Genomic DNA, 640 nt, shown 5'->3' with positions numbered 1-640 from the left:
GGCCCAACCCCATGCCGAGTGCCGCCACCGACGGCAGCGCGCCCTTGGCGAGCGCCAGCAGCAATGGGACCGATTGCAGAAAGGTCAAAAAATCCATGCGCGTACCGGAATCGAAGTTCGAGGCCCGGTACGGATATAGCCCGTTTCAAGCGATCCTGTGGAAGACTCAGGCGCGCTTAGACAAGCCATCCCATGGCGACGCACAGTAGCAGGACGGCACCGAGCACGCCGCGATAGATGACGAACGGCCAGGCCGAAAAACGCTCCAGCACGCGCATCAGCCCCCATATGGCGAAGAAGGCGGAGATCGAGGCAACGACCAGCCCGACGGCGAGGACCGACCAGCCATGGGCGTCGAGATGGACCTTGTGCAGTTCCCAAAGCTCCTTGAGACCGGCGAGCGCAATCGCGGGCAACCCGAGCAGGAACGAGAAGCGCGCCGCTTCGGCCCGCTTGAAGCCGAGCCCCAGTGCCGCGGTCAGGGTCGAGCCCGAGCGCGACACGCCGGGGATGAGCGCGCCGATCTGGGCGACACCGACGAGCAGCGCATCTGCCAGCGACGCTTCGCCCATGGTGCGCCGGTGGCGTGCAAAAATCTCGGCCAGCGCCAGCATGATCGCCATGGCGATGCAGGCCCAGC

Annotated in this window: 1 protein-coding gene; it reads right to left on the bottom strand. The window is 65.8% G+C overall.

Annotation, left to right across the window (positions count from 1 at the left end; genetic code table 11):
- Positions 1 to 176: 176 nt before the first annotated feature.
- Positions 177 to 640, bottom strand: a 464-nt coding sequence (locus tag EN935_RS39185) for an undecaprenyl-diphosphate phosphatase (protein ID WP_164771886.1), incomplete at its 5' end; no start/stop codon positions are given.

Source organism: Mesorhizobium sp. M7D.F.Ca.US.004.03.1.1, from assembly GCF_003998635.1.
In the GTDB taxonomy this organism is placed as follows: domain Bacteria; phylum Pseudomonadota; class Alphaproteobacteria; order Rhizobiales; family Rhizobiaceae; genus Mesorhizobium; species Mesorhizobium loti.
Note: the sequence above shows the minus strand (reverse complement) of the source record. Positions and strands in the feature narration are given on the sequence as shown.